At 48.5% G+C, this 10,000-nt stretch carries 6 protein-coding genes and 1 tRNA gene; 4 read left to right on the plus strand and 3 right to left on the minus strand.

The features are described 5' to 3' along the window. Positions 1 to 41: 41 nt before the first annotated feature. Both folK and LDL18_RS03280 read left to right on the plus strand, forming a co-directional pair. Entirely contained in the window at positions 42 to 593 is a 552-nt protein-coding gene (folK, locus tag LDL18_RS03275) for a 2-amino-4-hydroxy-6-hydroxymethyldihydropteridine diphosphokinase (RefSeq protein WP_296506977.1), read from the plus strand. 99 nt (positions 594 to 692) lie between these two features. Then, positions 693 to 768: transfer RNA gene (locus LDL18_RS03280), tRNA-Lys, on the plus strand. Between the two features lie 82 nt (positions 769 to 850). Here the strand turns inward: LDL18_RS03280 and mfd are convergent. Next, positions 851 to 4,354: a transcription-repair coupling factor gene (gene mfd / locus LDL18_RS03285; protein WP_296506978.1), complete on the minus strand. Its 3,504-nt coding sequence runs from the start codon at positions 4,352 to 4,354 to the stop codon at positions 851 to 853. Positions 4,355 to 4,561: 207 nt separating this feature from the next. On the opposite strand from mfd, the gene recG reads away from it, so the two are divergent. Beyond that, entirely contained in the window at positions 4,562 to 6,640 is a 2,079-nt protein-coding gene (gene recG, locus LDL18_RS03290) for an ATP-dependent DNA helicase RecG (RefSeq protein ID WP_296506979.1), read from the plus strand. A gap of 67 nt (positions 6,641 to 6,707) precedes the next feature. Here recG and tyrS read toward each other — a convergent pair whose 3' ends face one another. Then, complete coding sequence (gene tyrS / locus LDL18_RS03295; RefSeq protein ID WP_296506980.1) at positions 6,708 to 7,937, minus strand: tyrosine--tRNA ligase; 1,230 nt, start codon at positions 7,935 to 7,937, stop codon at positions 6,708 to 6,710. 165 nt (positions 7,938 to 8,102) lie between these two features. On the opposite strand from tyrS, the gene LDL18_RS03300 reads away from it, so the two are divergent. Next, positions 8,103 to 9,200, plus strand: a complete 1,098-nt coding sequence (locus tag LDL18_RS03300) for an anhydro-N-acetylmuramic acid kinase (RefSeq protein ID WP_296506982.1) — start codon at positions 8,103 to 8,105, stop codon at positions 9,198 to 9,200. A 71-nt stretch (positions 9,201 to 9,271) separates the two neighbouring features. Here the strand turns inward: LDL18_RS03300 and LDL18_RS03305 are convergent, their stop codons facing one another. Next, positions 9,272 to 9,943: a DUF4136 domain-containing protein gene (locus tag LDL18_RS03305; protein ID WP_296506981.1), complete on the minus strand. Its 672-nt coding sequence runs from the start codon at positions 9,941 to 9,943 to the stop codon at positions 9,272 to 9,274. Positions 9,944 to 10,000: the final 57 nt, after the last annotated feature.

Below are 10,000 nucleotides of genomic sequence, written 5' to 3' on the forward strand. Positions count from 1 at the left end.
TAATCATTTTTATTTAATTTTATTGTTTGGGATTTCTATCAATGCTTTATGCTATCGCACTAGGCTCTAATCGTTGGCATGGTCGGTATGGTCGACCATCTGCGGTCATCGAGGCGGCGATTGCTGCATTGGAAAAAGAAAAGATTGCGATCCATTCTCGCGCTCCGATTTTTGAAACCTCGGCTGTCGGATCTGGTGGGCGGCGTTATGCCAATTCCGCGATTATTATTAAAACAGATTTGCAGCCACTTGCGTTACTGGCGCTTTGTAAAAAAATAGAACAGGATTTCGGGCGACGAAAAGGAAAAAGATGGGGAGCGAGGGTGCTCGATCTTGATATTGTTTTATGGGAGAAAGGGCGCTGGCCACAAAAAATACAACCCCGTCTTCGTTACAAGCCTGCCTTGGCCGCAGGACAGCCACCGGCTTTATGGCCAAAACTTCATATCCCTCATCTTGAGATCAGTCATCGCGATTTTGTGCTGAAACCGTTACTTTCGATCGCTGGAAATTGGCCTGTTTTTCAAAAAAATGGATTTTTTACGGTAAAACAGCTATATTTTCGCTATAAGTACTTGACCTCCAAGCAATAACCCCCTAGGGAACCACTCCCAGACGGAGAGTTAATCTTCTGTCTTTCAAAATAAGTCCTTTTAAATATCTTTTGATATTAAAAAGCGAAACTTTAGGTTGGGTCCGTAGCTCAGTTGGTAGAGCAAGCGACTTTTAATCGAGAGGTCCCGGGTTCGAATCCCGGCGGACCCACCACCTCTCTCTCTTCTTTAAAATTTAAAAAAAAGACCCTTGCTTCTCGCAAGAGCCTTTTCCTTATCCTAAAAATCTTTTCCCTTTATGACGCAATCGCGACTTTAGCCAAACCACGGGAAAGCTGCACCAATCCATTCAGGCGGCTTTTGGGGTCTGGCCAGTTGCGCTGAATAACCAGTTTTTGGTCAGGCCTTAATTTAGCAGTCCCTTTTAATTTCTGAATATAAGCCAGCAATCCGGTCACATTTGGGAAATTGTCATTATGGAAAGTAATCAACGCCCCTCGCGGCCCGACATCAAGACGACCAATATGCGCTTGGCGGCAATTCATTTTTACTTCAATCACGGCCAACAGATTTTTGGTCTCGCTGGGCAATGACCCAAAGCGGTCGATCATTTCGGCTGCAAATGATTCGATCTCCTCGCGATTTTTAATCTGGTTCATCCGGCGATACAGAGCCATTCTAAGACCCAGATCAGGCACATAGTCCTCTGGAATCAAAATAGGCGCATCAACTGTAATCTGGGGCGAAAATTCTTCATTGTCTTTCTCGTCAATCAATCCGCCTGATTTCGCGACCAAAATCGCATCTTCCAACATGGATTGATACAATTCAAAACCGACTTCTTTAATATGGCCGGATTGTTCATCTCCCAACAAATTACCCGCACCGCGAATATCAAGATCATGGCTGGCTAATTGGAAACCAGCCCCCAAAGAATCCAAAGTCGAAAGGATATGCAGCCTTTTTTCGGCTGTTTCGCTGACAGAATGATTGACCGGTGTCGTCAGATAGGCATAGGCGCGGGTCTTAGAGCGTCCAACGCGTCCTCTAATCTGGTAAAGCTGTGATAGGCCAAAACGATCCGCCCGATAGACAATCATCGTATTGGCACTGGGGATATCCAGACCGGATTCAACAATCGTTGTCGAAAGCAAAACATCAAATTTCTTGTCATAGAAAGCCGACATCCGGTTTTCGACTTCAGTGGCTGCCATTTGACCATGGGCGATAACGAAACGGATTTCTGGCACCTGTTCCGACAGGAATTTTTCGAGATCAGCAAGGTCAGAAATTCTTGGCACCACAATAAAGCTCTGGCCACCGCGATAATGCTCCCGCAACAAGGCTTCACGGATCGCTACAGGGTCCCAAGGCATGACATAGCTTCTGACAGCCAAACGATCGACAGGCGGGGTTTGGATAACCGATAACTCCCTAAGGCCTGACATCGCCATTTGCAGCGTTCTCGGAATAGGTGTTGCGGTTAAGGTAAGCTGATGAACATCATTTTTAAGGGCTTTTAAGCGTTCTTTATGGACAACGCCGAAATGCTGTTCTTCATCGACAATAACCAAGCCCAGACGGTTGAAATCAATCGTTTTCGATAAAATGGCATGGGTGCCAATGACGATATCAATGGTTCCGTCAGCTAAGCCTTCACGGCAGGCTTTGGCTTCTTTCGCAGGCACTAATCGGGAAAGACGACCGATTTGCAGCGGAAAGCCTTCAAATCTTTCGAGAAAATTGCTGTAATGCTGTCGTGCCAACAAGGTGGTCGGACAAACCAAGGCAACCTGTAATCCAGACATGGCGGCAATAAAGGCGGCTCGCAAGGCGACTTCTGTTTTACCGAAACCGACATCACCGCAAATCAGCCGATCCATCGGTTTCCCTTGGGCTAAATCCTCGATGACATCAGAAATGGCATGTTCCTGATCTTCGGTTTCCTGATAAGGAAAACGATCAACAAAAACCGGATAGCTGGCCGGATCAGCCAAAGCGACAGGGGCTTGTCTTAACGCTCTTTGGGCAGCGGTCGCCATCAACTGACCGGCAATAGCGCGAATGCGCTCTTTCATTTTCGATTTTCTGGCCTGCCATGCCACACCGCCCAATTTATCTAGGACAGTGCTTTCACTGGCATTGCCATAGCGGCTAAGGGTGTCGATATTCTCAACCGGCACATAGAGCTTGTCACCACCCTGATAGCTCAAGGCAACGCAGTCATGTGGCGCATTGCCGACCGGAATCGAAACCAACCCGTCATAGCAGCCAATCCCATGATCGCTATGCACCACCAGATCACCGACCGCCAGAGTGGCCAACTCTGCCATAAAGGCATCCGCCGATTTTCGCTTTTTCGCCCTTCTAACTAGCCTGTCGCCTAAAATATCCTGTTCGCTTAACAGGGCGACATCACCGGCAATAAAACCATGATCGAGCGGCAAGAGCATTAACGCCGCGCCGGTTAGTTGAGATCGGCTGCTATCGGCTGCGGCCAAGGCTTCTTGCCAATTATCGGCGGCTAGCGTTCTTTTTAAACCGTGATCCTGTAACAGGCCGGTTAAACGTTCCCGTGATCCTTTGGAATAGCAGGCAATAATAACCCGTTTTTTCTGGTTATTCAGTGCGCCAATATAGTCAACGACCGCTTCATAAATATTGCTGCCTTGCTGTCTTTCTGGCGCAAAATCACGCGGCAGAGTCGATTCCAAATCAAGAACATCAGGGGCTGGCGGAATATGAAAAGCCGTTATCTGATGGGCTTTTGATATTTGAAGCTGCCCTTGCCACACAGCATCATCAAGATACAGTAAATCAGGCTTTAATGGACGATAGCTGCCGGATTCCTGACTCTGGGGATTTTTGCGGTGGCTATAGTAATCTTGAATAGCTTCAAAATGCTGTTCTGCTGCTTTCAAACAGGCTTGGTCATAGAAAACCGCATCCTCTTCAGCCAGATGATCCCATAAGGTGACCAGCTTTTCTTCAAATAAAGGTAACCAATGTTCCATACCGGCCAGCCGCCGCCCTTCTGATACCGCCTGATAAAGCGGATCAGTGGTTGCCGCCGCACCAAAGATTTCGCGGTAATGGCTGCGAAAACGCTTGATATTCTCAGCATCCAGCAAGGCTTCTGACGCGGGTAAAAGATTGAATTTGTCAATTTCGGCTATGCTGCGCTGGGTTGTTGGATCGAATTGCCGCAGGGTTTCTATTTCGTCTCCGAAAAAATCGAGACGCAGGGCATAAGCTAAGCCTGCTGGCCATAAATCGACCAAGCCGCCACGGATAGCATAATCCCCCGACTGACTGACGGTTTCGCTTTGTTGATATCCATGCACTCGTAAGAGCGTAACCAGCTTTTCCCGATCCAATCGCACACCGGCGGCCAAGGTCTGGCAAAGCTGCCGTAATCGGAAAGGAGTCAATAACCGCTGTAACGCCGCATCTACGGTTGTAATAAGTAATTCTGGCGATTGCGGGCGCGTTTGAAGATGATGTAACGTCGCTATTCTGGTTGCAGAAAGGGGCAGGGAAGGCGATGCCCGATCATAAGGTAGACAATCCCAAGCCGGAAAAGAGATAATCTTTAATTCCGGTGCAAAATACCCCGCCGCATCGGCGATAGCGCGCGCTGCCTGTTCATCGGAGGCTATATAAACCAACCGACCCGCTTTGTTTTTTGCCTGCAAGGCACGGGCAAGGTCAGACAGAATTAAAGGCTTGAAACCATTTTCCACACCGGACAAGGTCAAGGGCTGTTCTGCTTTTAATATCTGCGCCGGATTTACAAACATTATCTTCCTTCAGAATGTGAAATGCTGCCTTGTCAAAGGGTCTGCAATGCCGCTTCTTAAAAGTAAAGCCAGCCTTGCGATAATATAACCGCCAGATACATCCGGCTATCACGATAAAAGCCAAGCTCGACCTTATTTACAAAGATTACCGGAAAAAATCGAAATGAAAGAGTTGAACTCTGATTTTGACCGATTATGCCATAAGCTATGCGCCCAGATATTCTTAATCCGCTGTTTGCCGAAACAGAATCCTTGAAAGGGGTCGGTTCGGCCTTACTCAAACCGTTAAAAAAGCGTCAGTTGACGCGTCTCAAGGATTTGCTTTTTTATCTGCCCACTGGACAGATGCGGCGCGTTAAATCAGATCATATCAAGGCACAAGATGTCGGTGCGACCGTTATTCTAACCCTGACGGCGAAAGAATATCGCCATCCTTCCGGTAGAGCGCCTTTTCGTATTTTGGCCGAAGACCCCTTTGGCGGACAGATTCAACTTTTGTGGTTCGGCAATCACAGCAGTTGGGCAAGAAAGCTGATGCCAATCGGGGAAACGCGCTTGGTCTCTGGAAAACTCGACATCTATCAAGACCAGCTACAGATCGTTCATCCTTCGGAAATCGTGCCTTTAAGCGAAGAAAACAGCATCCCGCTCAAAGAAACACTTTATCCTTTATCAGATGGGCTGACGCATCGCCGTATGGGGCAGCTTATTCGGCAAGCATGGGAAAAATCACCGGATTTACCGGAATGGATCGAACCGAGTTTGCTCAAAAAACATCAATGGCCTTCATGGCGGGAGGCGGTTGAAAGGATACATCAGCATCCCGATGATCGCGCGGCCAAATTACGAATCAGTTATGATGAAATTTTTGCCAATCAGTTGGCTTTAAAACTTATTCGCGCCGCAAACCGACGTAAACGGGGCTTCCCGTTAAAGGGCGATGGCCATTTACGGGATGCGCTGAATTTACCTTTTCAGCCAACAGGGGCGCAAAGACGTTCTTTGGCAGAAATCGAAGGTGATATGCAGCAAGCCTCTCCTATGCTGCGGTTATTACAGGGGGATGTCGGCTCGGGTAAAACATGGGTCGCTTTGCATAGCCTCTTGATCGCTGCCGAAGCCGGTTATCAAGGGGCATTACTTGCCCCAACAGAAATTCTTGCCCGTCAGCATTTTGAGACCCTAAGCCAACAGCTTGCCGGATTACCCGTAAATATTGCCCTTTTGACAGGGCGAGATAAAGGCAAATTGCGGGAATCCACGTTAATGGGATTGGCGGATGGTTCGATTCATCTTCTGGTTGGCACCCATGCCATTTTTCAGGAAAAGGTTAACTACAAAAATCTGGGTCTCGCTATCATTGATGAACAGCATCGTTTCGGGGTCGCTCAACGGATGATGTTGGCTGAAAAGGCCATTCATACCCCGCATTTATTGGTCATGACCGCAACGCCTATTCCACGTAGTCTGATGCTGACGGCACATGGCGAAATGGATGTTAGTCGCCTTGATGAAATGCCCCCAGGTCGCCAGCCAGTCGAAACAAGGGTAATTTCCAGCCGGAAAATACCGGAGATAGTCGCGTCTCTTGGCCGCCATATCGCCGAAGGGGGACAATCCTATTGGGTCTGTCCGGCCGTTGGTGAAGCCGATAGTGAAGAGGAGTTTTCTCCAAATGCAATCGCGGCGGCTGAACAACGCTTTTCTTTGCTCCAGCAGCATTTCGGGAAAAAAGTCGGGCTAGTGCATGGCAAAATGAAACCCGCTGAAAAAGACAGGGTAATGGACGACTTCGCGGCGGGTAAAATAGCCGTTTTGGTCGCAACGACCGTGATTGAAGTCGGGGTTAATGTCCCGAATGCAACCTTGATGATTATTGATCAGGCCGAACGTTTTGGCTTGGCACAGCTCCACCAATTAAGGGGGCGTGTCGGTCGTGGCGGCGGTCGTTCAATTTGTCTGCTTTTACGGAGCGAAGAACTCAGTTCAGTCGCACGGGAACGATTAGCCCTTATCCGCGAATGTAACGATGGTTTCCGGCTGGCCGAGGAAGATTTACGCTTACGGGGCAGTGGCGAAATTTTGGGAACCAAGCAATCCGGTGAATCTCATTTCCAGATTGCCTCTCCAGAAGACCTCTCTGAATTGCTGCCGATAGCGAATGACGATGCCCGATTATTGGTTGATCGGGATGGCGGCTTGTCGGGAGAAAGGGGGCAGGCGGCACGAATAGCCCTTTATCTTTTTGAACGTGATGCGGGTGTTAGTTTCCTGCGGTCTGGCTGAATATAAAATCAGCAGGAAAGGATGAAAGACTTTCGCCTGACATCTTTTCCTGCGTCACTAGAGGCGATTATCCGGCTTGAATAACGCCATGCGCCTTTTTACCCGCAGAAATGCGGATATTGTCGGCTGTAACCTCGATAACAGCCTTTTCGTCCAAGGCTTTTTCGCCATTGATGCGCGCGCCACCCCCGCGAATCATCCGGCGCGCTTCGGCTTTAGAAGCCACCAATCCCAAACCAACCAAAGCATCAACCAAGCTGATCGAAGAGTCTGAAACCTTCATCACTGGCAGGGCATCACCAGCGGCACCTTCTTCAAAAGTTTTCTTGGCAGTTGCGGCGGCTTCTTTGGCGGCCTTTTCACCATGCGCCAATTTGGTCGCTTCATTCGCGAGGATTTTCTTGGCCTCGTTAATTTCGCTACCTTCCAAGGCTGCCAATTTAGCAATTTCTTCCAAAGGCAGATCGGTAAATAATTTCAAAAAGCGTTCAACATCGGCATCATGGGTATTGCGCCAAAACTGCCAATAATCATAAGGCGAACACATATCGCCATTTAACCAGACGGCACCGCCAACGGTTTTACCCATTTTTATGCCATCCGCCGTCGTCATCAGCGGGCTGGTCAATCCGAAAACTTCTTTCCCATCCATCCGGCGGGCAAGCTCGATACCATTGACGATATTGCCCCATTGATCGGAACCGCCCAATTGCAGGCAAACACCAAAACGGCGCGATAACTCAAGGAAGTCATAAGCCTGCAAAATCATATAGTTGAATTCGAGGAAACTTAAGGATTGTTCCCGATCGAGTCGTAATTTGACGGAATCAAAGCTCAACATCCGGTTGACCGAAAAATGCTGACCGACATCACGCAGGAAAGGAATATATTCTAATTTATCAAGCCATTCGGCATTATCGACCATGACGGCATCATTTGCGCCATCACCGAAATGCAAAAAATGCTCAAAAACACGCTTGATAGAGGCAATATTCGCCTTGATCGTGTCTTCATCCAACAATTTACGGGCTTCATCCTTGAAAGAAGGATCGCCGATTTTTCCAGTGCCGCCGCCCATCAAAACGATCGGTTTATGGCCAGCCTGTTGCAATCGCCGCAACATCATAATCTGCAAAAGACTACCGACATGCAAAGAGGCCGCCGTTGGATCAAAGCCGATATAGGCGGCAATGACGGATTGCGAAGCCTTCTCATCCAATGATTTTGCATCAGTGACCTGATGGATATACCCTCGCGCTTCCAGTAAACGCAGAAAATCAGAACGAAATTGTGTCATAATGTGCCTATTAGGAATAATCGCTGTAAAAACAGACAAGCCTCGGGAAATGCAGATTGCTGTTTAGGGGATTTAAGGATTAAAGTCGAATAAACAGCTTCCTATGGTTTTCAGCTTGTGAAGAAAAGATCAAAGGGCTGGAAAATAGAAATCGGGGGAATTTGGATGCTGGCAATCGGATTGATGTCCGGCACGTCTTTAGATGGTGTTGATGTCGCCTTGATTGAAACCAATGGCGAAAAACAAGTAAAACCTTTGAATTTTGCGTCCTATCCTTATTCGGATACGGATAAAGCCTGCTTGCGCGAAGCTTGTCGTCGCGCTTTGATGATGGCAGCTCCTTGTTTTATCCCCGAAGATGAAGTGATTTATCAGGCCGAACATATTGTCACCCTTCGCCATATTCAGGCAGTCAAAGATTTCCTGAAAAAAAATGCGTTAGGTAATCAGGCAATCAAGGTGATTGGCTTTCATGGCCAGACGATTGCCCATAGGCCGGATTTAGGCTGGACATGGCAGATTGGTGATGGTGCCGCTTTGGCGCAGGCGACAAAAATCAGCGTGGTCGATGATTTCCGCTCCCATGATGTGCAGGCAGGCGGCGAGGGCGCACCATTGCTGCCTATCTATCATTGGGCATTATTCAGCGAAGCCTCTCACCCCTTGGCGGTGCTTAATCTGGGTGGCATTGCGAATATCACTTGGATCGGGTCAGATGAAAATGACCTGATCGCTTGCGATACAGGCCCCGCAAATGGCATGATTGATGATTGGGTCAAGGCCAAGGCCGGTCTTGATTATGATGAATCTGGCCTTTTGGCGAGCAAGGGTGTCGTTCATCATGATCTTGTTGATGCGATGATGAGCCAGAAATTCTTTTCGCAATTACCACCGAAATCATTGGATAGAAGCGATTTTTCAATCGAGGCGGTCGCTCATCTCTCGATCGAGGATGGCGCCGCAACGCTGACCGCTTTTACCGCTGAATCGGTTGCTCGCTCATTATCTTTCTTCCCTGAAAGACCTTCAAAAATTATTGTCGCTGGTGGTGGTCGCCATAATATAACGATGATGAAAATGCTGCATGACAGTTTGAAAATGCCTGTTCAGCCGATTGAAGATTTCCATTTGAACGGTGATGCGACCGAGGCTGAGGGCTTTGCCTATCTTGCGGTCAGACGAGTGTTTAACCAGCCCATCAGCTTCCCCAAAACAACAGGGGTGCCGCACCCTATGACGGGTGGCCGTATCCATTATATTTAATTATTTTGCCGGAATTTTCCGATAATGCCGAACTATCCGGCGGCTGATGCCACCGGATAGTCTTTATTCGGTTATTTATGTTTCTTCTTGTCGTTGGTCAGCTTAACTTCAACATCTTCGCCGGAATGGCCGGGAAAATTGACAAACATCGCCTGAATTAAATCAGGAACCAACTGGGTCATATTGTCGGTTGTGACCTGCGCTCTGGCACGGCCTTCAAAAACGCGCTGACCATCATTGCTGCGGTCAATTTCCATCTTAAAGAAGGTCGTATAAAGGGTGTAGCTATAGACATCGGTGCCGCCACCCCAGCCACCGCCCCAACCGCCGTAGCCGCCACCCCAGCCGCCGCCCCAACCGCCGTAGCCACCCCAGCCGCCCCAACCACCCCAAGGGCCGCCCCAGCCGCCACCCCAGCCACCATAGCCATAAGAGGTAGAGGCCACTTTTTGCTGGCCATTATCAATGCCGTAATCCAGCTTGACGATCAGGGTGCTAGGCGCGCCGGGGGCTGCGGGTTGATAGCCTTGCTGCCATAATTGATGGGCAACGATATCGGCATAATGTTCAAACTCTAATCCACCTTTATCTTGGGGATTGGATGCCTGAATAACAAAAGTTTGTCCGGCAGGAGATGGCATCATCTGAAAGCGGGTTACATTCGCTCTGAAAGGCGATTCACAGGCAGATAAAGATAGAAAAGCCAAAGATGTGATGGCTATTTTTAATGTTATAGGACGCATGTCCGTATCCCTCTTCCCGTTAAAACCCTGCCGGAGCCACTTTATAGAAAAGTTATA

The organism is Zymomonas sp. (genome assembly GCF_020216885.1).
In the GTDB taxonomy this organism is placed as follows: Bacteria; Pseudomonadota; Alphaproteobacteria; order Sphingomonadales; family Sphingomonadaceae; genus Zymomonas.